The sequence below is a fragment of the Kitasatospora sp. NPDC038210 genome (assembly GCF_055600605.1).
On sequence record NZ_JBVJYK010000008.1, the window covers coordinates 287144 to 308147 of the forward strand.

A 21004-nucleotide genomic window follows, 5' to 3' on the forward strand; every position below is an offset into this window, starting at 1 on the left:
GCGGCTAGTCCCTGATCAGCAGCCGGTACGCGTTCCCCTCCTCGGCGTTGAGCAGCACGTACGACGCCCCGAGGCCGAGCGCGACCTCCCGCAGCCGGGCCAACGCCTCGGCCTCGGACGGGACTTCCAGGCCGAGTGCGGTGGCGGCCGCGTCCCGGTCGGCGTAGTGGCCGGGCTCGTCCTCCAGGTACTCCTCGGCCGCTTCCGCGCTCTCCTCCACCGTCAGCCGCCGGCAGTCCCGCCACCACGGCACGGCGAGCAGCAGCCGGACCAGCTCCGGCACCCCGACGGCCAGCAGGGCGGCGCCGCCCTCGGAGTCGGCGAAGAGCACGGGCCGCTCCTCGCCGCCCTCGCCGCAGAGGAAGTAGGTGCCGCCCGCGCCGTCCTTGGCCACCGGCTCCAGGGCCTCACCGGAGGCGAGCACCACCGCCTCGACGTGCTCGTACCAACGGGAGGGGTCGAACTCGCCCGGCCAGGCCAGGTAGTCGGCGGCGGCGGGGTTGGCGCGGATCGCGTCGAGGAGGGACATGGCGGCCACCCTACGGCGTACCGCTGACAGGAACTCAGGCCGACCGGAGCCGGGTGGCGGGTGCCGGGCCCCGGAACGGCCGGGAGCACGGGACCGGGCCGGACCCGGGCCGACCGGAGCCGGCCCCACCGGCCCCGGTCCGTCGGGGCTCAGGCCGCCAGCCGCTGCGCCAGGTACTCCTCCCAGGTCCGCCGCCCGTGCTCCGCCCCCGGCCGGGCCAGGTTCTCCCCGGCCCGGTAGGCGCGCCCGACCTTCCCCGGCACCCGCACCGGCAGCTGCCGCCGGCCGCGGCCGCGGGCCTCCAGGTACCGCCGGGTCAGCTCGCGCATCTCGTACACCGTGGGACCGGCAAGGTCGGGCACCGCCCCGGCGGGCTCGTCCAGCGCCAGCTCGACCATCCGGGCGGCGACCTCGCGCACGTCCACGGGCTGCCAGCGGACACCGCCGGGGGCCGGGACGACCGGCAGCTTCGCCATCTTCTCGACCACGGTGAACGCCAGGTCGTGGAACTGCGCGGCCCGCAGCACGGTGTACGGCAGGCCCGAGTCGGCGACCGCCTCCTCGGCGGCGAGCTTGGCCCGGAAGTAGCCGAGCGGGATCCGGTCCGCGCCGATCACCGAGATGTACGCCAGGTGCCGCACGCCCGCCCGCCGGGCGGCCGCGACCAGCAGCGCGGTGGCGGTGTCGTCGCCCTTCGGACCGCCCGCGAGGTGCAGCACGGTGTCCACGCCGGTCAGCGCCTCGTCCAGCCGGACGGCCGCCTCGGCCGGGTCTCCGAGGAGGTCGCCGCGCGCGTAGGTCACGCCGTCGGCGGCGGCACGCTGGCGGCGGCTGAGCACGCGCACCGGCCGACCGGCCGCGCACAGCAGCGGCACGACGTGCCGGCCGAGGGTGCCGGTGCCTCCGGTGACCAGGACGGGGTTGTTCGTCACGATCGTCTCCGATTCGTCCGGGGCGGGGAGTTGATCTCCCCGCCGCAGCCGTTGTTGGGTGGCTCCTGCTGCCCTGACCCCCGGCGACGAAGGAATGTGACACGTGGACGACGCGGTGGACGAGACATCTGCCCGGACCGCGCTCTTCGAGGAGCAGCGCCCGCACCTGCGCGCGGTCGCCTACCGGATGCTCGGCTCGATCAGCGAGGCCGAGGACGCCCTGCAGGAGGCCTGGCTGCGGTACGACCGCACCGACACCGCCGGCGTGGAGAATCTCGGCGGCTGGCTGACGACGGTGGTGTCACGGGTGTGCCTGAACCTGCTGCGCGCCCGCGCCCAGCGCCGTGAGGAGCCGCTGGAGCCCGACGGCCCGGGCGGTGAGCCGGGCCCGCCGCGCATCCCGGACCCGCTGCTGCGGCGCGAGGGCGTGGTGGACCCCGAGCAGGAGGTGATGCTCGCGGACTCGGTCGGCCTGGCGATGATGGTGGTGATGGAGTCGCTGTCGCCGGCCGAGCGGGTCGCCTTCGTGCTGCACGACCTGTTCTCCGTGCCGTTCGACGAGATCGCCCCGCTGATCGAGAAGTCGGCGGCCGCGACCCGGCAGCTGGCCAGCCGGGCCCGCCGCAAGGTGCAGGGGCAGGCGCCCGTGCCCGACCCTGACCTCGGCCGCCAGCGGCTGGCCGTGGACGCCTTCTTCGCCGCCGCCCGCAACGGGGACCTCGACGCCCTGGTCGCCGTGCTCGACCCGGACGTGGTGCTGCGTTCGGACGGCGGGGCGGCGATGGCCCGGCACACGGTGGTGCTCTCGGGCGCCGCCACGGTGGCAGGCCAGGCCGTCCTGTGGGGCACGCTGTCGCCGTTCGCCCGCCCGGCGCTGGTCAACGGCACCGCGGGCGCCGTGGTGATCGGCGACAACGGCCGGGCGCTGTCGATCATGGCGTTCACCGTGGCGGACGGCGCGATCGTCGCGATCGACGTGCTCACCGACCCCGAGCGGCTGGCCGCGCTGGACCTCTCGCAGTTCCGGGACCGCCTGGACGGCGAGGACCGCCGGGACGGCGGGGCGCGCCAGGACGGCGAGCAGCGGTAGGACGGCGAGCAGACAGCAGGACGGCGAAGGGGTGGGAGGGCCACCGCCTCCCACCCCCGGTTCACCCCCGGAGCGTCCTCAGCGCCCGACCGCGCCGTCCAGCTGCTCGCGGATGATGTCCGCGTGCCCGGCGTGCCGACCGGTCTCCTCGATCATGTGGACCAGCACCCACCGCAGCGACGGCCCCTCGGCCGCGTCCGGCCGCAACGAGCGCACGCCCGGCCGGTCGAGGTCCGGGGCGGCGGCCGCCACCGCGTTGGAGCGCGCGATCGCGTCGCGGTACGCGGCGACCGCGGCGGCGACGGTCACGTCGTCCAGCAGGTTCTCTTCGGAGTCCCGGGGCTTCTCGCCGACGCCCTGGTAGGCCCACGCGAACCAGTTGTGCTCGACCACGGTCAGGTGCCGCACCAGCCACAGCAGGCTGGTGCCGGAGGGCACGCCGGGGCGGCGGGCGTCCTCGTCGGAGAGCCCGTCGACCTTGGCGAGCACCGCCGCGCGCAGGTAGTCGAGGAAGGCGAGCAGCGTGGTCGGCTCGTCCGCGTTCGCGCTCGGCGGCCGGGTGTCGGAGAGTTTGCTCGGCGCGGCGCCCGGGGCGGCGTTCCCGGTGCCTGCGGTGTCGGCGGTGCCGGCGGTGCCGCCGGTGCGGTCAGCGTGCGCGGCGGGCTCGACGGGCTCGGCCTGCGCGGTGTTGTCGGTGTTGTCGGTCACCGCGCCACCCTAGCCACCGCCCGACCGCCGGGGAACGGAATATGAGCTCCCGTCACCAGCCCTGCGCGGCCAACCAGTCGGCGAGGTGCCGGGCACAGTCGTCGACCGACTCCTGCCAGGTGTGCACGGCTCCGGCCCCGGCCTCGTCGCTGACGTGCTTGACCAGCCGCACCGGGACGCCGGCCCGGTGGGCGACGGTGGCGATCGCGTAACCCTCCATGTCGACCAGGTCGGCGTGCTCGGCGAGCCGGTCACGGGCGGCCGGGTCGGAGACGAACAGGTCGCCGGTGGCGAGCACCGGGCCGTCGCCCTTGCCGATCACCAGCGGGGCGCCGTACTGACGCCCGGTGAGCGCCTGCAGGGCTGCGGTGTCGAGGTCGTGCTGGATCACCTGGACCACGTGGTGGGTGCCTTCCCAGCCGGGACGCAGCGCACCGGCCGTGCCGAGGTTGATCACCTCGGAGGGCTTCTCGCCCCCGGCGAGGACGGTGGCCAGGGCGGCGGTGGCGTTGACCTTCCCGATCCCGGTGAGCAGCACGGGCAGTCGGCCGTCCAGGTGGGCGGCCTCCTCGCGCACGGCGACGACGAGCAGCGGGCGGTCGGGCGAGATCGTTCCAAGCAGGCGCATGTGCCCATCGTACGGAGCGAGGGGGTGCCGCACCGGGGAGCGCGCGCCCACGAACGGACCCCCGCGCTCCGCCCGGTCGGGGGAACCGCTCGGGGTGCGGGTGGCGTCGGAGGGTTCGCCACCTCTCCGTACGGACGACGGCACGAATGCCGACCGGACGACACCGCGAGCGGCACCGCGGGCGACGGCCGCCCGCCGCCGCGGGCCCGAGCCTTACGGAGGCGTGCGGGAACCGTGCACGACATGCTCAAGATCGGCGCAAGTCGGGTGTGGCCGGGGGGAGTCACGGCCATACTGCTGCCATCGGCCGGGCCCCGGCGAACGGGCCCGGCTCCAGGGGAGGATGAGGCGGGTGGCGACACCAGAAGGCAACGGCGCACCGGGGGCCGCGATCCCGGCCCGGCCACCGGGGGCACCGGCCGCGACGGGCACGTCGGTGCTCGTGGGTCCCGGCGGCCCCCCAGCGACCGGCCCCGGCAGTGCACCCGGCCGGGCACCCGGCCGGGCACCCGGCGGAGCACCCGCCCGGCGCCCCCGGACGGTGGTCGCCACCGGCGTCCGCGCCCGCCTCGCGCAGGCCGGCCGGACGGCGCCCGGCCGGCTCCGGCTGGCCGGTGTGGTGCTGGCGACGCTCACCGTGGCGTTCGGCGGGCTCACCGCCTGGCAGTTGGAGACCAGGGCGCAGGCCGCCGACCGGGTGGTCTCGTACAGCCAGCCGCTCAGCCGGGACGCCGCCGAGATCCACCGCAACCTGGCCGATGCCGCGACCACCGCGGCGAGCGGCTTCCTGCTGGCCGGCGCCGAGCCGAAGGACGTCCGGGACCGCTACGAGCAGGACCTCGCCACGGCCGCCAAGCTGGTCGCCGAGGCCGCCGCCCGGACCACCTCGACCTCCCCCGCGCAGGGCTCGCTCGCCCGGCTGAACCAGCAACTCCCGTCGTACGCGGGTCTGGTGGAGACCGCCCGGGCCGACAACCGGCAGGGCATCCCGCTCGGTGGCGCCTACCTGCGGTACGCCTCCGAACAGATGCAGACCGTGCTGCTGCCGGCCGCCGCCGAGCTGGCCGCCGCCGAGAACGAGGAGCTGGCGAAGGACTACGCCGCCGCCAAGTCGGTGCCGTGGGGGGCGTACGGCCTGGCGCTGGTGACCCTGGCGGCGCTGGTCCAGGTGCAGCTGACGCTGTTCCGCCGCACCAACCGGGTGTTCAACATCGGGCTGCTGGGCGCCACCGCCGCCGTGCTGGCCGGCGCGCTCTGGCTGACCGTCACCGGGCTGACCACCGATGCGGCCCTGAAGCGCAGCGACAGCGAGGGCGCCACCCCGCTGCGGGCACTCAACTACGCCCGGGTCGACGTGCTGACCGCCCGGCTGGCGGAGAACCTGCACCTCGTCGCCCGCGGCTCCACCACCAAGTACGCCGACCAGTGGAACAAGGCCACCGAGCACCTGGACGGCGTCGCGGACGGGGACACCCCGCTGGAGCGGCGCGTCGGCTCGCTCCCGGAGGCCGCCCGGCTCGCGCCCGCGGCCGCCGCGCAGAGCGTCCGGGACGCGGTGACGCAGTTCGACCAGTGGCACCAACAGCACGACAAGGCACGGAAGCTGGAGGTCGACGACGCCGACTACCAGGGCGCCCTGGACGCGACCGTGACGGCCACCGCCGGCGCGCCCACCGCCGACGCCTACTTCAGCGCCACCGACCGGGCGCTCGCCCGGGCCGCCGACATCGAGCAGGACCGGTTCGAGCAGTCCGCGAAGGGCACCGGCGGGGACCTCCGCACCGCCGCCGTCGCGGCCGCGCTGCTCGGCCTGGTGGCCGCGGCCGCCGCGCTGCGGGGCCTGGGCCGACGACTGGCCGAGTACCGGTAACCGGCAAGGGGGAACGGACAGATGCGCAGGACAACCGCACGCACCGGGTCACGCACCGGGTCACGCTCGTGGTCACGGACCAGGTCGGCCGCCGCCGTGGCGCTGCTGGCGGCCGGGGCCGCCGTGCTCGCCGGGGGCGGCCCGGTCGACGCCGCACCGACCGCCGCGGCCGGCACCGCCGCCGGGACCGCCACCCGGCAAGGGCAACAGGCGCAGCAGGACCAGGCCGACTGCGACGTCTACAAGAGCGTGCCGCCGAGCACCGAGGACGGCCCCGCCGTGAAGGCCGTCAAGGCCAAGCGCAGCCTGGTCATAGGCGTCGACCAGAACAGCTACCGCTGGGGCGCCCGCAATCCGAACACCGGCCAGATCGAGGGCTTCGACATCGACCTCGCCCGGGCGATCGGCACCGCCATCATGGGCGACCCGGACAAGGTGGTGCTCAAGCCGGTGGCGACCGCCGACCGGATCGACGCCATCAAGAAGGGCCGGGTCGACCTGATCGTCCGCACCATGACGATCAACTGCAAGCGGATGGAGGACGTCGCCTTCTCCAAGCCGTACTTCAACATCAGCCAGCGCGTCCTGGTGCCGAAGGCCTCCCCGGCGAAGAACATCGACGACGCGATCGACGGCAGGACGGTCTGCGCCGCCGACGGCTCCACCGCCCTGAACGTGGTCAAGGACAAGAAGACCGCCGGGCGGATCGTCACCGTGGAGAACCAGCTGGACTGCCTGGTACTGATGCAGCTCGGCAAGGTCGACGCCACCATGACCGACAACGGCCTGGCGGCGGGTCAGGCCGCCCAGGACCAGACCGTGCGGATCGTGGACGGCGAGGCGCAGCCGGAGGTGATCGGCGTCGCCGTGCTGAAGGAGAGCCCGGACCTGACCGCCCGGGTCAACCAGGTGCTGGCCGACTACTACGCGCGCGGCGACTGGGCCCGTTCGTACGAACACTGGCTCAAGCCGTACATGCTCAACGAGGCCGACCACTACTGGCCGGGCACGCACTGAGGCACCGCACCGGGGAACCGGCCGGACCGGCGGGCCGGGGCGTTGACGCCGTCTTGACGCCCCGCGCCCGTCCGGCCCGAACGGTCACCGGCTAGGGTTCGGGACGATCACCGCGGGGAGACCGGTGGTGGACACGGGGGTTGTCGCGGGACCGCACGTCACACGTGGCGGGATCGCGCGCGAGGAAGGAAGGACACCGCGGTGGCGGCATCGGCTGGCCCGGTACTGAGCCGGGAGGAGGTGGACCGCGCGCTGGCGCGCCTCGGCGCGGAGCGGGACGCGGTCGAGTCGGCCCTGCTCGCCCTGCAGGACCACCCGGGCCTGCGGCTGCTGGACGGCGCCGAGCTGACCGGGCGCACCCTGGAACGCTGGTCGGTCGCCGGGAAGGGCCTGCCGCTGCTCTGGGCGCTGTTCGACCGCTACTCGGAGGCGCTGGCCTCGGCGCGCGCCGTACGGGCCCGCAAGGCCAAGCCCGGAGCACCCGAACTCGCCGAGCTGAGCGAGCTGTTGACCGGCGACGCGGTGACCGTCCCGGGCGGCGCGGTGCCGGACGGGCCGCAGTTGCTCGGCGCGCCCGCCAAGCTGGTCGAGCGGATCAGCCTGGACGCGCTGATGGCCCGGATGAACTCCTGGTACGCCACCGTGCTGGAGGTGGTCAGCGCCGCCGACGCGGTCTGGTCGGCGCTGCCGGCCCGGATCGACCTGCTGCTGGCCGAGCTCCACCGGGTGCGGACGCTGGCCGGCTCGCTCGGCGTGCGGGCCGGCAGCCACCCGCTGGGCGACGACCTGGCCGCGATCGAGAAGGACCTCGTCGAGCTGCGCACCGAGGTGCACGGGGACCCGCTGGCGCTGTGGCGCCCGGCCCGGGTGCCGGCCCAGCGCGGCACGGTGCCGGAGGAGTCGGCCTTCGCCGGCCCGGTCGGGGTGGTGGACACCGAGCGGTTCGACCGGGCCGGGCGGGCGTTGGACGGCGTCCGGCTGGAGCTGGAGGACCTGCTGCGGCTGCGCGACGAGGCCGAGGAGCGGCTGCAGGGCGTCGGCGACCTGCTCCAGCGGGCCGACGCCACCCTGGCCGAGGCCCGCCGGGCGCGCGGCGAGGTGCTGGCGAAGATAGCGGCCAGCGACGTCCCGGCGGTGCCCGGCCCGGCCTCGGCGCTGCGCGAGCGGATCGTCGCGGCGCTGGAGCTGCGCCAGGCCGGGCAGTGGGGCCGGCTGGCGCCGCTGCTGGACACGCTGGAGGACTCCGCCGCCAAGGAGTTGACCCGGGCCCGGCAGTCGCTCACCGAGGTGACCCAGCCGCTGGCCGTCCGGGCCGAGCTGCGCGGCCGACTGGACGCCTACAAGGCGATGGCGGCCCGGCTGAGGGTCTCCGAGGACCCGGAAGTGATCGAGCGGTACGAGAAGGCGCGCTGGCTGCTGTGGAGCGCGCCGTGCGACCTGCGGGCGGCCGCGGCCGCGGTGGCCCGGTTCCAGCAGTCACTGCGGCCCGCCCAGGCCGAGGCGGCACAGGGTCAGGAAGCGACCGGCCAGGCGCCGGTCGACGGACAGGTTCAGGGGGGCTGAGGGTGATGGGCGAGACGTGCGTACGGCCGGAGTGCTCCGGCAGCGGCAGCATCGACGCCGACGGTTACTGCGACGAGTGCGGGCTGGCCCCGGCGGGGACCTCGACGGTCGCCCCGGCGGGAACGTCCGCGCCCGTCCCGGCGGGTGAGGGGGCGGCCTCGCCGCCGGACGCCGCCGGCCCCGGCTCGCCCTGCCCGCGCGACTGCTCGGGCACCATCGACGCGGACGGCTACTGCGACGAGTGCGGCCTCACGCCGCCCGCCGGCGACACCGGCGTCACCCAGCCCTACGTCCCGTCCGCGCGGGTCGGCGCGGACTCCGCCCGCAGCGGCTCGGTCCGCTCGCTGTCGGCCCGCACCGGCTCGGCCCGCTCGATGTCGGGCCGCTCCCGCTCGCACCGCTCGACCCGCACCGGCTCCAGCCGCTCGGTCTCGGTGCGCTCCACCCGCGGCAGCGTCAGCGCGGGCACCCGCAACCGGCTGGGCGCCGGTCTGGTCACCGTGCCGACGGTTGCGACGGCCGACCCGTCGCTGGCGGTGCTGGTCGATCCCGAGGTGCCCGAGCGCAAGCGCTACTGCGCCAAGTGCGAGGCCCCGGTGGGCCGGGAGAAGAACGGCCGCCCCGGCCGCCCGGAGGGCTTCTGCACCAAGTGCGGCACGCCGTACTCCTTCACGCCCAAGCTGCGCCGGGGCGACCTGGTCGGCGGGCAGTACGAGGTGGTCGGCTGCCTGGCGCACGGCGGCCTGGGCTGGATCTACCTGGCGATAGACCGCCGGGTCAACGACAAGTGGGTCGTCCTCAAGGGCCTGCTGAACACCGGCGACGAGGACGCGCTGGCCGCGGCCGTCGCCGAGCGCCGCTTCCTGGCCGAGGTGGACCACCCGAACATCGTCCGGATCATCAACTTCGCCGAGCACCCGGATCCGAGGTCCGGTTCCACCGACGGCTACATCGTCATGGAGTACGTCGGCGGCAAGTCGCTCAAGGACATCGCCAACGAGCGCCGCACCCCGGACAACCGGCGCGAGCCGCTGCCGGTGGAGGTGGCGATCGCGTACGCGCTGGAGGCGCTGCCGGCGCTCGGGTACCTGCACAGCCGGGGCCTGATCTACTGCGACTTCAAGATCGACAACGTGATCCAGAGCGGCGACGCGCTCAAGATCATCGACATGGGCGCGGTCTGCCGGCTCGACCACGACGGCCCGATCTACGGCACCGTCGGCTACCAGGCGCCGGAGATCGCCACCCACGGCCCCTCCCCCGCCTCGGACCTGTACACCGTGGCCCGCACCCTCGCGGTGCTCACCTTCGACTTCCAGGGCTACAGCACCACCTTCCGCGACTCGCTGCCCGGCCCGGAGGACGTCGAGGCCTTCGCCCGGTACGAGTCGTACTACCGCCTGCTGGTCCGCGCCACCGACCCGGACCCGGCCCGCCGCTTCGCCTCCGCCGAGGAGATGGCCGACCAGCTGACCGGCGTGCTCCGGGAGATCCTGGCCCTCCAGAACGACCGGCCCTACCCCGCGCTGTCCACCCTGTTCGGCCCCGAACTGCGCGTCGTGGACACCGAACTGGTGCAGCCCACCGAGCAGGCCGGGCAGCTCCGGGTGGCCTCGCTGGACCCGGCCGCCGCCGCCCTCGCGCTGCCCATCCCCCGGGTCGACCCCGGGGACCCCAACGCCGGCTTCCTCGCCACCCTGCTCTCCCCCGACCCCGAGGAGGCGCTCGTCGCCCTGGCCGGCGCCCCCGCCGTCTCGGTCGAGAGCCGGCTGCGCGAGCTGCGCGCCCTGCTCGAACTCGGCCGCCACGACGACGCCGTGACCCGACTCGACGCGCTGGAGCAGGACCACCCGGACGACTGGCGGGTGGTCTGGTACCGCGGCCTCACCGCCCTGGTGGGGGCCGCCGACGACGGTGGCGAGCCCTCCCTGCGGGCCGCCGCCGAGGCCTTCGACGCGGTCTACGACGCCTTCCCCGGCGAGGCCGCGCCCAAGCTGGCCCTCGCCATCTGCGCCGAACTGCTCGGCGACGGCGGCGACGCGGCCGAGTTCTACCGGCTGGTGTGGGCCACCGACCACGCCTACCTGAGCGCCGCCTTCGGGCTGGCCCGGGTCCGGCTGGGCGGGGACGACCGGACCGGCGCGGTCCACGTCCTGGAGTCGGTGCCGGCCACCTCCAGCCAGTACACCGCCGCCCGGATCGCTGCCGTCCGCGCCCGGCTGCGCGAGCGGCCCGCCACCGACGAGCTGGCGGCCGACCTCGGCGCGAGCTCGGCGCAGCTGACCGCGCTGCGGCTGGACGACCGCCGCCGCGAGGAGCTCTCCGTCGAGGTGCTCGGCGCTGCCCTCGACTGGGTCGGCGCCGGGTCGGCGGGGGCCCCGCCGGCCGCCGGCCTGGAGGTACTGGGACGTCCCGTACAGGAACGGGAACTGCGATTCGCCCTGGAACAGTCCTACCGGGTACTCGCCCGGTTGGCCGACCGGGCCGAGACCAGGATCGAGATGGTGGAGCGGGCCAACCGTGCCCGTCCCAGGACGTGGGTGTAGCCGATGCCGCAGCAGACCGAGTGCCCGAGCTGTTCCGAGCCGATGGACCCGGAGGACGCCTACTGCGGCTCCTGCGGGGCCGACCGGGACGGCCGGACGGCCCCGGGCGCGATGCCCGCGGGCTGGGCCGCCGCCCGGGGTGAGGCCGTACCGCAGCAGCGCGGGCCGGTCTGCGTGCACTGCGGGCAGCCGCAGGTCATCGCGGACGGCTACTGCGAGGGCTGCGGCGGCGCCCAGCCGCGCCCGCGCGACCACATGGAGAAGGCCCTCGGCGGCGTCGCCGGGGTCAGCGACCGCGGCCTGCGCCACCACCGCAACGAGGACAGCTTCACCGTCGCCGCGAGTTCGCTGCCCGGCGGCGAGCCGGTCGTGGTCGCCGTGGTGTGCGACGGCGTCTCCTCCTCCGACCGGCCGGACGAGGCCTCGGCGACCGCCGTCGACGCCGCCTCCGAGTCGCTGCTGACCTCGCTGGAGGCCGGCCGGGACCCGAACGAGGCGATGCGCACGGCCATCGCCGACGCCGCCAAGGCCGTCGCCGACCTGGCGACCGACGGCGCCGGCCCGGTCCGCCCCGACCTCAACGCACCCGCCTGCACCTACGTCAGCGCGATAGCGGCGGGCGGCCGGGTCACCATCGGCTGGGTCGGCGACACCCGGGCGTACTGGATCCCGGACGACCGCGCCGCAGCCGAGCCGTTCCGGCTCACCCAGGACGACTCCTGGGCGGCCCGGATGGTCGAGGCCGGACTGATGGGCGAGGCCGAGGCGTACGCCGACCCGCGCGCGCACGCCATCACCGGCTGGCTCGGCGCCGACGCCGAGGAGGTCGTGCCGCACACCCTCGACTTCACCCCGCACGTCCCCGGGGTGGTGCTGATCTGCACCGACGGCCTGTGGAACTACGCCGAGGCGGCCACCGACCTGGCGTACTACGTCCGGCCGGACGCCCGCACCGAGCCGCTCGCGACGGCGCAGACCCTGGTGAAGTTCGCGGTCGCCGCCGGCGGCCACGACAACATCACCGTCGCCGTGCTGCCGATCGACCCGCCGGCCGTCCGGGTCGAGGAGGTCGAGGAGACCCCCACGGCGCTGGACCTGCCCGTGATCACGCCGCGACCGGCACCGGAGGAGGACGAGGACCACGAGCCGACCCTGCCGGACATCCCGGTGATCGGCTCGCCCGCCGCCCCGCTGCCCCCGGCACCGCCGGCCCCGCCCGCACCCCCGGCGGTTCCCCCGGCCGCTCCGCCGGCACCGCCCGCCGCGCCGGTCGCGCCGCCGGTGGCACCGCCCGTCCCGCCGCAACCGCCGCACCCGCCGACGGCCTGACCGGGCGTCCGCCGGACGCCCGGTCAGGACGGCGCCACGGTCCGCCGGCCCGGCCGCCGGACCGCCCCACCGTCCTGATCGCATCCACCCCTCACCCGACGGGAGCCGACCGCCCCATGGCAACACTGGCTAAGCCGAACCTGCCCAGGTTCGACGTGGAGATCTTCCAGAACGAGTACCTGGCCGACGGCGCCCGCGAGGTCAACGCCATCGTCACCGTCACCGCGACCGGTGGCGGCACCTCCGGCGGCCGCCCGCTCGGGATCACCGACGCCGGGCCGGCCGGGGCCGGGGCCGGCGCCGCCGTGGTGATCCTGGTGGACTGCTCGGGCTCGATGGACTACCCCAAGACCAAGATCAACGGCGCCCGGGAGGCCACCGCCGCCGCCATCGACGCGCTGCGCGACGGCACCGCCTTCGCCGTGGTCGCCGGCACCCACGAGGCCAAGGACATCTACCCCGGCGACGGCACCCTGGCCACCGCCTCGCCCGGCACCCGCGGGCAGGCCAAGGAGGCGCTGCGCCGCCTCACCGCCGCCGGCGGCACCGCCATGGGCACCTGGCTCGCCAAGGCCGACAAGCTCTTCCTCACCCGCACCGACATCGCCATCCGGCACGCCATCCTGCTCACCGACGGCAACAACGAGCACGAGTCGGCCGAGGACCTGGCCCGCAACATCGAGCGGGTCACCGGACACTTCACCGCCGACTGCCGCGGCGTGGGCACCGACTGGCGGATCGACGAGCTGCGCAAGATCTCCTCGGCGCTGCTCGGCACCGTCGACATCGTCGCCGAGCCCTCGGGCCTGGCCGAGGACTTCCGCTCGATGATGACCGGCGCGATGGGCAAGCAGGTCGCCGACGTCTCGCTGCGGATCTGGACCCCGGCCAACGCCGCGGTGAAGTTCGTCAAGCAGGTCGCCCCCGCGGTCGAGGACCTGACCGCCCGCCGCGCCGAGGCCGGGCCCCGGGCCGGCGACTACCCCACCGGCTCCTGGGGCGACGAGAGCCGCGACTACCACGTCTGCGTCGAGGTCCCGGCCGCCTCCATCGGCAACGAGATGCTCGCCGCCCGGATCAGCCTGGTGCTGCCCCCGCAGGTCGGCGGCGGCACCCCCGAGGTGCTCAGCCAGGGCCTGGTCAAGGCGGTGTGGACGGACGACCTGGCCTCCTCCACCCGGATCAGCCCGCAGGTCGCCCACTACACCGGGCAGGCAGAGCTCGCCTCCTCCATCCAGGAGGGCCTGGAGGCCCACCGCGCGGGCGACGTCGACACCGCGACCGCCAAGCTGGGCGCCGCCGTCCGGATCGCACACGCGGCCGGGAACGAGGGCACCTACAAGCTGCTGCAGAAGGTGGTGGACGTGGTGGACCCGAAGGAGGGTACCGTTCGGTTCCGTAAGAACGTGAGCGAGGCCGACTCGATGACCCTTGAGACCCGGTCGACCAAGACGGTACGTGTGAAGAAGTGACCGCTGAAGACGTGACCGGGCCGGCACCCCGGCGCGACGCCGCACCCAGCCGGCCCGAAACGAGGGGGACCTGATGCCGATCTGCCCGAGGGGCCACGAGTCGCAGGCCGAGGACTGGTGCGACTTCTGCGGCTTCCCCATGACCCCGCCGGCCCCGACCCCGGGCGCCCACGGGGCCTACCCGGGGGCGCCCGGCGCCGACCCCGCGCCCGGCGCACCCGCCGGGCACCCGCAGCACGGCGGCGCGTCCTTCGGTGCGCCGCCGCTCCCGCCACCGATGCCGCCGGGGGCCGTGCCCCCGCCGCCCGGGGCGTACCCGCCTCCGGGTGCCTACCCGCCGCCCGGGCCCGCGGCTCCCGGCGCCTACCCCCCGCCCGGGCCCGCGGCTCCCGGCGCCTACCCCCCGCCCGGGGCGGTCCCGCCGCCCGCGGCGCCGCAGGGCCTCACCGAGGGCCTGGTGGTCTGCCCGATCTGCCGCAGCCCCCAGACCGGCCGGTTCTGCGAGGAGTGCGGCTACGACTACGACCTCTCCACCCCCTCGCGCCGCCAGCCCCCGGCCGTCGGCGCACCCGCGCCCGGGCCGGCCCAGCCGCCGCCGCTGAACATCCCGGCGGCGTACGGTGGCGCCCCCCAGCAGCCACAGGACCCGTACGGCCGGGCGCCGCACGAGCAGCCCCCGGCCGCCCCGCAGGCCGCCGTCGCCCCGCCCGTCCCGCAGCAGCCGCAGGCCCCGGCGCAGCCGCACACCTACGGCTACCCGCCCGCCGTCGGGCACGAGGTGCCCGCACCGGAGGGCGCGTTCCCCGAGGCCCCGGTGCGCGAGGACTCCGGCCCGGTGTACGCCCAGCCGGCCGGCCCCGGCCCGAACAACCGCGGCGGCGACTTCGGCACCTCGTTCCACCTGGCCCCGCCGCAGCAGGCCCAGCAGGAGGCCGCCCCCGCCGAGCCGGTGCGGACCACCTGGATCGCCGTGGTCTCGGCCGACCGGGACTACTTCACCGACATGATGGCCCGCAGCGGCCCCGAGGCGGCCGGCCTGTTCTTCCCGCCGTACTGCCCCGAGCGCCGGATCCCGCTGACCGGCCGCGGCCAGCTGCGGATCGGCCGGCGCAGCCAGCACCGGGGCACCGTGCCGGAGATCGACCTGTCCGTGCCGCCGGAGGACCCGGGCGCCTCGCACCAGCACGCGCTGCTCGCCGAACAGGCGGACGGCAGCTGGGTCCTGGTGGACCAGGACTCGACCAACGGCACCACGGTGAACGGCGGCGCGGAACCGATCGCCCCGCACACCGCGGTGCCGCTGAACGACGGCGACCGGATCCACGTCGGCGCCTGGACGACCATCACGGTTCACCGCGCCTGACGCCTCCCTGAGGGACCGTCAGCGACAACTCCGGCCGGGCCGGGCGGAATTCGACTTTCCGCCCGGCCCGGCCGTCGTTCCCCGTTCCTCAAAGGATCCGCAAATCCCGCTCCCCGGTGTGCACAGGGCTCTCCGGAACCCCTATTCTCAGGGCACATGACTGCAGCTATATCCGCCGACGGCATCCGTCAGCGGTACGGGGATGTGCAGGCCGTCGACGGGGTTTCCTTCACCGTCGAGGCCGGCGAGTTCTACGGGATCCTGGGCCCCAACGGCGCCGGGAAGACCACCACCATGGAGATCCTGGAAGGCGTCCGGGAACCGGACGAGGGCCGGGTCGAGCTGCTGGGGATGGCTCCCTGGCCGCGCAATCCGAAACTGCTGCCGCGCATCGGCGTGCAGTTCCAGGCCTCCGCCTTCTTCCGCAAACTGACGGCCCGGGAGACCATCCGCACCTTCGCGTCGTTCTACGGGGTCGGCCCCAAGCGGGCCGATGCGATGCTGGAGCGGGTCGGTCTGGCCGACAAGGCCGAGACCCTGACCGACCAGATGTCCGGCGGCCAGGCCCAGCGCCTGTCCATCGCCTGCGCACTGGCCCACGACCCGGAGCTCGTCTTCCTGGACGAGCCCACCACCGGTCTGGACCCGCAGGCCCGGCGCAACCTCTGGGACCTCCTGCGCGACATCAACGCCGAGGGCCGCACGGTCGTGCTCACCACGCACTACCTGGACGAGGCCGAGGTGCTCTGCGACCGGGTCTCGATCATGGACCACGGGAAGATCCTGCACACCGGTGCCCCGGCGGCGCTGATCCGCGAGATCGACGACACCGTCCGGATCAGCGTGGCCTCCGGCCAGCTGCCGGTCGACCGCGCCCGCGAGCTGCTGACCGCGGCCGGCGCCGACATCGCCAACCTGGAGGACGACACCGTCTCGCTCTCCGTCTCCACCCGCCTTCCGGCCCCGGTGCTCAGCGTCCTGGCCGAGCAGAACGCGCTGCGCGGCCTCGAAGTGCGCGGCGCCACCCTGGAGGACGTCTTCCTCCAGCTGACCGGACGGGAGTTCCGCGCATGACCGCCACCACCCCGACCGAACCGAAGGTCCCCGCGCAGCGGGGCGGTCCGGTCTCCGCCGCCGGCGAGCGGGAGCGGGTCAGCGCGTTCTGGAGCCTGTCCCGCGCGATGCTGCTCGGCATGAAGCGCGACCGCACCGCGACCTTCTTCATCCTGCTCTTCCCGCTGGTGTTCCTGGTCTTCTTCGGCACCGTGACCAAGGGCTCCGGCAGCCCGCACGCCAAGGTGGCGCAGGTCGGCGCGGTGAAGCTGTTCGACTCGATGCAGGGCGACGCCCGGGCCGGGCTGAACGAGGTCCTCACGATCACCCGGACCGACGACGAGTCGGCCACGCTGGAGAAGGTCCGCAAGGGCGACTTCGACGCGATGATCGAGCAGGGCCCCGACGGCAAGGTCCAGCTGCGCTACAGCGCCGCCGACACCGTCCGGGCCGGCGCGCTCCAGGGCATCCTCAACTCGGTGGTCCAGAGCGCCAACCAGGCGGCCACCGGCCAGCCCCCGGCCTACGTGCTGGACGCCCAGCAGGTCGAGGACAAGTCGCTCAAGCCGATCCAGTTCCTCACCCCCGGCCTGCTCGGCTGGGCCGTCGCCACCGGCGCGGTGTTCGGCGCCGCGCTGACGCTGGTCAACTGGCGCAAGACCAAGGTGCTGCGCCGGCTGCGGCTGGCCCCGATCAGCGCGGGCACGGTCGTCAGCTCGCGGGTCGTGGTCTCGCTGCTGACCGCGCTCCTGCAGAGCGCGGTCTTCCTGGTGGTCGCCACGAGCTTCTTCGGACTCAAGCTCACCGGGAACTGGTGGCTGATCATCCCGCTGGTGGCCTGCGCGACGCTCGCCTTCATGTCGATCGGCCTGCTGGCCGGGTCGGTCGCCAAGACCGAGGAGGCGGCCAACGGCATCTCGCAGGTCATCGTGCTGCCGATGTCGTTCCTGTCCGGCTCGTTCTTCCCGCTGGACGGCGCTCCGGGCTGGCTGCAGGCCGTCTCCAAGGTCATGCCGCTGCACTACCTGGTCGAATCCGCCCAGTCGGTGCTGACCCGCGGCGGCGGCGTCATGGACGCCCTGCCGACCATGGGCGGACTGCTGCTCTTCGCGGCGGTGCTGACCGGCGTCGCCTGGAAGCTCTTCAAGTGGGAAGACGCCTGATGCGTCCGACCGTTCCGGCCGTCCACCGCTGACGGTCGGGCCCGACGGGGTCGTACGCCCCGGGACCCACGCCTTTGGTCCTGGTGTACGACCCCGTCGGCGTCTGCGACCATGGTCGGGTGAGAGAGATCCGGCGAGGCACGTTGAGCGAGGAGACCTTCTACGACCAGGTCGGCGGTGAGCCGACCTTCCGACGTCTGGCCCACCGGTTCTACGAGGGCATCGCCGAGGACGAGCTGTTGCGGCCGATGTACCCCGAGGACGACCTCGGCCCGGCCGAGGAGCGCATGGCGCTGTTCCTGATGCAGTACTGGGGCGGCCCGCGCACCTACAGCGACCGGCGCGGGCACCCGCGGTTGCGGATGCGGCACGCGCCGTTCAAGGTCGACCGCGCGGCTCACGACGCCTGGCTGAAGCACATGCGGGCGGCCGTCGCGAGCCTGGAGCTGCCGGCCGACCACGAGCGGCAGTTGCTGGAGTACCTGGCCTACGCCGCGGCCTCGATGATCAACACCGAGGGCTGAGCCACCCCGACGGGCCGGCGGGCTGGTGGCCCCGCCGGCCTGTCGGCCTGCTTGGCCCGTTGGCCCGATGGCCCGATGGCCCGCCGGGCTTGTAGCCCTGCGGCCCGCGCTAGCCGATCGGGCTGAGCCCGAGACCCGCACCCGGCGCGGCCACGGTGCGCACCGCCACCGAGCCCGCCGGGGCGCTCAACCGCAGCCAGCCGCCCGCCCGGTGCACGGACAGCGGGGCACCGGGCTTCAGGAAGCCCATCACGTACGCGGCGTGCACCGCCCGCAGCGGCAGCTCCGGCAGCGCGGACACCGGGCGGGACCAGATCTCGTCGGCCAGCGCGTCCAGCACCGCACGGGTGCGGTGGTGCGCCGGCACGGCCTCGCTGCGCTCGCGGAACTCCCCCACCCCGGCCATGAGTTCGGGGTAGACCTCGGCCACCGGCGGGGCTCCGACCGGCCGCCAGCCGGTGCGCGGCGGCAGCAGCCCGGCCCAGGCCGGGCCGGTCACCGGCGCGGGCAGCGCGACGGTGCCCTCCTCGGCGTCCACGCCGTCCAGCAGCTGCCCCGCCGAGACGGTCAGGTCCACCGCCTCGTCGAGGCCGCCCAGCCGCGCGGTGCGGATCGCCAGCGCGCCCGAACCGCCCAGCGGCAGCCGTCCGAAGACCGCCAGCACGCCGTCGTCGGCGCCGGGCCCCACCGCCTGCAGGCGGACGGCCGCCGCCTTGTCGAAGCGCAGCAGGCGCAGCAGGAAGGCGGAGAGGTCGGCGGCCTCCCCGGCGTCGGTCAGGGCGAGGCGGGCGGTGACGGTCAACGCAGCTCAGCTCGAATCATCACGTGGCGGTCAGACGGCGGCGGGAACGGCCGCGGCCTTTTCGTCGGAGGCGGCCCCGTCCATGAAGCGGCCGAGGAACTCCCGCTCCACGGGCGAGATCCGGCGCGGCCGGCCCTCGGCCAGGTCGTAGGGGACCACCACGGTGGACGCCCGGACGTACACGACGTCGGTGCCGTCCTCGGCGACGTCCTTGATCTCGTACGAGACGGTCAGCGAGGCGCCGCCGATCTTCGTCACCCAGGTCTCGATGGTGACCGGGTGCGGCCGGTGCACCAGCGGGCGCTTGTAGTCGATCTCGTGGCGCGCCACCACCGAGCCGCCCGCGAACTCCCCGGCGCCGGCCGCGGCGGCCTGGGTGAACATGAAGTCGATCCGGGCCTCCTCCAGGTAGCGCAGGAAGACCACGTTGTTGACGTGTCCGAAGGCGTCCATGTCGGACCAGCGCAGTGGGCAGGCGTAGATGTGGCGGGCCACGGGTGTTCTCCTCGGTTCCGGTCGCCCGCCGCCGTCCCCTCGAAGGCGACGGGTGGTGGCGACGGGCCGCGGCCCGGCAGGCCGCCCCGGAGGGCAGTCTGCCGGGCCGTTGTGTCGACTGGGTGTCAGCCTCGGGTCAGCTTCTTGTACGTGGCCCGGTGCGGACGGGCGGCGTCGGCGCCGAGCCGCTCGATCTTGTTCTTCTCGTAGGACTCGAAGTTGCCCTCGAACCAGAACCACTTGCTCTCGCCCTCGTAGGCGAGGATGTGGGTGGCCACTCGGTCCAGGAACCAGCGGTCGTGGGAGATGACCACGGCGCAGCCGGGGAACTCCAGCAAGGCGTTCTCCAGCGAGGAGAGCGTCTCGACGTCGAGGTCGTTGGTGGGCTCGTCGAGGAGCAGCAGGTTGCCGCCCTGCTTGAGGGTGAGCGCCAGGTTCAGGCGGTTGCGCTCACCGCCGGAGAGCACGCCGGCCGGCTTCTGCTGGTCCGGGCCCTTGAAGCCGAAGGCCGACACGTAGGCGCGGGACGGCATCTCGACCTGGCCGACGTTGATCCAGTCCAGACCGTCGGAGACGACCTCCCAGAGGGTCTTCTTCGGGTCGATGTTGGCGCGGCTCTGGTCGACGTAGCTGATCTTGACGGTCTCGCCGACCTTGACCGTGCCGCTGTCCGGGGTCTCCAGGTCCTGGAGCATCTTGAACAGGGTGGTCTTGCCGGCGCCGTTCGGGCCGATGATGCCGACGATGCCGTTGCGCGGCAGGGTGAAGCTCAGGTCGTCGATCAGGACCTTCTCACCGAAGGCCTTGTTGAGCTTCTCGACCTCGATGACGACGCTGCCCAGACGCGGGCCCGGCGGGATCTGGATCTCCTCGAAGTCCAGCTTCCGCATCTTGTCGGCCTCGGCCGCCATCTCCTCGTAGCGGGCCAGACGGGCCTTGGACTTCGCCTGGCGGCCCTTGGCGTTGGAGCGGACCCACTCAAGCTCCTCCTTGAGGCGCTTGGCGCGCTTCGCGTCCTTCTGGCCCTCGACCTTCAGACGCGACTGCTTGGTCTCCAGGTACGTGGAGTAGTTGCCCTCGTACGGGTAGGCGCGGCCGCGGTCGAGCTCCAGGATCCACTCGGCGACGTTGTCGAGGAAGTACCGGTCGTGGGTGACGGCCACGACGGTGCCCTTGTACTTCTCCAGGTGCTGCTCCAGCCAGTTCACCGACTCGGCGTCCAGGTGGTTGGTGGGCTCGTCGAGCAGCAGCAGGTCGGGGGCCTCCAGCAGCAGCTTGCAGAGCGCGACGCGGCGCTTCTCACCACCGGAGAGCTTGGTGACCGGCCAGTCGCCGGGCGGGCAGCCCAGGGCGTCCATGGCCTGCTCCAGCTGGGCGTCCAGGTCCCAGGCCTCGGCGTGGTCCAGGTCCTCCTGGAGCTTGCCCATCTCGTCCAGCAGCGCGTCCGAGTAGTCGGTCGCCATCAGCTCGGCGATCTCGTTGAAGCGGTTGAGCTTCCCCTTGATCTCCTTGACGCCGTCCTCGACGTTCTCCAGGACGGTCTTGGACTCGTCCAGCGGCGGCTCCTGGAGGAGCATGCCGACGGTGAAGCCGGGCGACAGGAAGGCGTCGCCGTTGGAGGGCTGCTCCAGGCCGGCCATCATCTTCAGCACGGTGGACTTACCGGCACCGTTGGGGCCCACGACGCCGATCTTCGCTCCGGGGAGGAAGCTGAGCGTCACGTCGTCAAGGATGACCTTGTCTCCGTGAGCCTTGCGCACCTTGCGCATCGTGTAGATGTATTCCGCCACGTGAGATCGCTCCGGCGTCGTCGGGAGTATTCGGCTTGCAGCGTTCCATTGTGCCGCACCCGGCCGCGGGCCCCGAACCGCCGGGGTGCCCCTCGGGGGTATCCCCGGGCGGTCTTCGGCCCCTGTCGGC

Annotated in this window: 18 protein-coding genes; 11 read left to right on the forward strand and 7 right to left on the reverse strand. The window is 74.2% G+C overall.

Features of this window, described 5'->3' with window-relative positions:
* Positions 1-4 precede the first annotated feature (4 nt).
* Both ACZ7KX_RS19275 and ACZ7KX_RS19280 read right to left on the reverse strand, forming a co-directional pair.
* A complete protein-coding gene (locus tag ACZ7KX_RS19275) occupies positions 5-529 on the reverse strand; it encodes a hypothetical protein (protein ID WP_470327442.1) in 525 nt (174 codons plus the stop codon).
* A 149-nt stretch (positions 530-678) separates the two neighbouring features.
* The gene (locus ACZ7KX_RS19280) at positions 679-1461 is read right to left on the reverse strand and encodes an SDR family oxidoreductase (protein ID WP_470327443.1); all 783 of its coding nucleotides are present in this window, start codon (positions 1459-1461) and stop codon (positions 679-681) included.
* Positions 1462-1576: 115 nt separating this feature from the next.
* Here ACZ7KX_RS19280 and ACZ7KX_RS19285 point away from each other — a divergent pair, with 115 nt between their 5' ends.
* Positions 1577-2551 carry a sigma-70 family RNA polymerase sigma factor gene (locus ACZ7KX_RS19285; protein ID WP_470327444.1) on the forward strand — a complete coding sequence of 325 codons (975 nt, stop codon included), beginning with the start codon at positions 1577-1579 and terminating at the stop codon, positions 2549-2551.
* Between the two features lie 78 nt (positions 2552-2629).
* On the opposite strand, the gene ACZ7KX_RS19290 is transcribed toward ACZ7KX_RS19285, so the two are convergent.
* Together ACZ7KX_RS19290 and ACZ7KX_RS19295 are read right to left on the reverse strand one after the other, a co-directional pair.
* Positions 2630-3259, reverse strand: coding sequence for a DinB family protein (locus tag ACZ7KX_RS19290; RefSeq protein WP_470327445.1), 630 nt, complete (start codon positions 3257-3259; stop codon positions 2630-2632).
* 52 nt (positions 3260-3311) lie between these two features.
* On the reverse strand, positions 3312-3887 hold the full coding sequence (locus ACZ7KX_RS19295; protein ID WP_470327446.1) for a nucleosidase: 576 nt from the start codon (positions 3885-3887) through the stop codon (positions 3312-3314).
* A 541-nt stretch (positions 3888-4428) separates the two neighbouring features.
* On the opposite strand from ACZ7KX_RS19295, the gene ACZ7KX_RS19300 reads away from it, so the two are divergent.
* From ACZ7KX_RS19300 to ACZ7KX_RS19345, 10 genes are all read left to right on the forward strand, one after another.
* Complete coding sequence (locus ACZ7KX_RS19300; RefSeq protein WP_470327447.1) at positions 4429-5757, forward strand: hypothetical protein; 1329 nt, start codon at positions 4429-4431, stop codon at positions 5755-5757.
* Between the two features lie 96 nt (positions 5758-5853).
* Entirely contained in the window at positions 5854-6774 is a 921-nt protein-coding gene (locus ACZ7KX_RS19305; protein ID WP_470327448.1) for a glutamate ABC transporter substrate-binding protein, read from the forward strand.
* A gap of 201 nt (positions 6775-6975) precedes the next feature.
* Entirely contained in the window at positions 6976-8337 is a 1362-nt protein-coding gene (locus ACZ7KX_RS19310) for a hypothetical protein (RefSeq protein WP_470327449.1), read from the forward strand.
* A gap of 5 nt (positions 8338-8342) precedes the next feature.
* The gene (locus tag ACZ7KX_RS19315) at positions 8343-10883 is read left to right on the forward strand and encodes a serine/threonine-protein kinase (protein WP_470327450.1); all 2541 of its coding nucleotides are present in this window, start codon (positions 8343-8345) and stop codon (positions 10881-10883) included.
* A gap of 3 nt (positions 10884-10886) precedes the next feature.
* Positions 10887-12212: a protein phosphatase 2C domain-containing protein gene (locus ACZ7KX_RS19320; protein ID WP_470327451.1), complete on the forward strand. Its 1326-nt coding sequence runs from the start codon at positions 10887-10889 to the stop codon at positions 12210-12212.
* Positions 12213-12328: 116 nt separating this feature from the next.
* Positions 12329-13684, forward strand: a complete 1356-nt coding sequence (locus ACZ7KX_RS19325; RefSeq protein ID WP_470327452.1) for a vWA domain-containing protein — start codon at positions 12329-12331, stop codon at positions 13682-13684.
* 73 nt (positions 13685-13757) lie between these two features.
* Positions 13758-15047, forward strand: coding sequence for an FHA domain-containing protein (locus ACZ7KX_RS19330; RefSeq protein WP_470327453.1), 1290 nt, complete (start codon positions 13758-13760; stop codon positions 15045-15047).
* A 156-nt stretch (positions 15048-15203) separates the two neighbouring features.
* Positions 15204-16121, forward strand: coding sequence for an ABC transporter ATP-binding protein (locus ACZ7KX_RS19335; RefSeq protein WP_350521489.1), 918 nt, complete (start codon positions 15204-15206; stop codon positions 16119-16121).
* Entirely contained in the window at positions 16118-17263 is a 1146-nt protein-coding gene (locus ACZ7KX_RS19340) for an ABC transporter permease (RefSeq protein WP_470327454.1), read from the forward strand. Before ACZ7KX_RS19335 ends, ACZ7KX_RS19340 begins: the two co-directional genes overlap by 4 nt.
* Before the next feature lie 119 nt (positions 17264-17382).
* Complete coding sequence (locus ACZ7KX_RS19345) at positions 17383-17787, forward strand: globin (protein WP_350521491.1); 405 nt, start codon at positions 17383-17385, stop codon at positions 17785-17787.
* A 109-nt stretch (positions 17788-17896) separates the two neighbouring features.
* Here the strand turns inward: ACZ7KX_RS19345 and ACZ7KX_RS19350 are convergent, their stop codons facing one another.
* From ACZ7KX_RS19350 to ettA, 3 genes are all read right to left on the reverse strand, one after another.
* Entirely contained in the window at positions 17897-18589 is a 693-nt protein-coding gene (locus tag ACZ7KX_RS19350) for a DUF8185 domain-containing protein (protein WP_470327455.1), read from the reverse strand.
* Positions 18590-18619: 30 nt separating this feature from the next.
* On the reverse strand, positions 18620-19084 hold the full coding sequence (locus ACZ7KX_RS19355; RefSeq protein ID WP_470327456.1) for an acyl-CoA thioesterase: 465 nt from the start codon (positions 19082-19084) through the stop codon (positions 18620-18622).
* A 125-nt stretch (positions 19085-19209) separates the two neighbouring features.
* Complete coding sequence (ettA, locus tag ACZ7KX_RS19360) at positions 19210-20874, reverse strand: energy-dependent translational throttle protein EttA (protein ID WP_396551525.1); 1665 nt, start codon at positions 20872-20874, stop codon at positions 19210-19212.
* Positions 20875-21004 lie beyond the last annotated feature (130 nt).

What these genes read in the sequence shown, in the direction of transcription:
- ACZ7KX_RS19340 (WP_470327454.1), top strand. Translation starts at nt 16,118, where the DNA reads ATGACCGCCACCACCCCGACCGAACCGAAGGTCCCCGCGCAGCGGGGC.
- ACZ7KX_RS19320 (WP_470327451.1), top strand. Translation starts at nt 10,887, where the DNA reads ATGCCGCAGCAGACCGAGTGCCCGAGCTGTTCCGAGCCGATGGACCCG.
- ACZ7KX_RS19315 (WP_470327450.1), top strand. Translation starts at nt 8,343, where the DNA reads ATGGGCGAGACGTGCGTACGGCCGGAGTGCTCCGGCAGCGGCAGCATC.
- ACZ7KX_RS19330 (WP_470327453.1), top strand. Translation starts at nt 13,758, where the DNA reads ATGCCGATCTGCCCGAGGGGCCACGAGTCGCAGGCCGAGGACTGGTGC.
- ACZ7KX_RS19275 (WP_470327442.1), bottom strand. Translation starts at nt 529, where the DNA reads ATGTCCCTCCTCGACGCGATCCGCGCCAACCCCGCCGCCGCCGACTAC.
- ACZ7KX_RS19325 (WP_470327452.1), top strand. Translation starts at nt 12,329, where the DNA reads ATGGCAACACTGGCTAAGCCGAACCTGCCCAGGTTCGACGTGGAGATC.
- ACZ7KX_RS19295 (WP_470327446.1), bottom strand. Translation starts at nt 3,887, where the DNA reads ATGCGCCTGCTTGGAACGATCTCGCCCGACCGCCCGCTGCTCGTCGTC.
- ACZ7KX_RS19335 (WP_350521489.1), top strand. Translation starts at nt 15,204, where the DNA reads ATGACTGCAGCTATATCCGCCGACGGCATCCGTCAGCGGTACGGGGAT.